At 65.7% G+C, this 309-nt stretch carries 1 protein-coding gene; it reads left to right on the top strand.

What is annotated here, in order from left to right; genetic code table 11:
• The coding region (locus tag SB822_RS56030; RefSeq protein ID WP_410858971.1) for a sigma-70 non-essential region-containing protein at positions 1–309 on the top strand (309 nt) is incomplete at both ends.

The raw sequence follows: 309 nt of genomic DNA, 5'->3' as shown, positions 1-309 counted from the left end.
CGCGGCGACGTCAGCTCGAAGGCGTACCAGAAGGCGCGTGAAGAGATCCAGCAGCACCTCGCGAAGATCCGCTTCACGGCGCGCACCATCGACCGTCTGTGCGGCGACGTCCACCATCAGGACGCGCAGGTGCGTGCAATCGAGCGCAACATTCTGCAGATCGTCGTGACGAAGAGCGGCATGCCGCGCGAGAAGTTCATCGAATCGTTCTCGGGTCATGAAGCCGACCTCGGCTGGACCGAGCGTGCGGCGCGCGGCAACACGCCGTACGGCGCGGCGCTCGAGCGCCATCTGCCGGCAATTCAGTCG

It is taken from the genome of Paraburkholderia sp. SIMBA_054 (genome assembly GCF_046534875.1).
Classification (GTDB): Bacteria; Pseudomonadota; Gammaproteobacteria; order Burkholderiales; family Burkholderiaceae; genus Paraburkholderia; species Paraburkholderia hospita.
The sequence above is the reverse complement of the archived record's forward strand: the minus strand, read 5'-3'. Positions and strand labels throughout refer to the sequence as shown.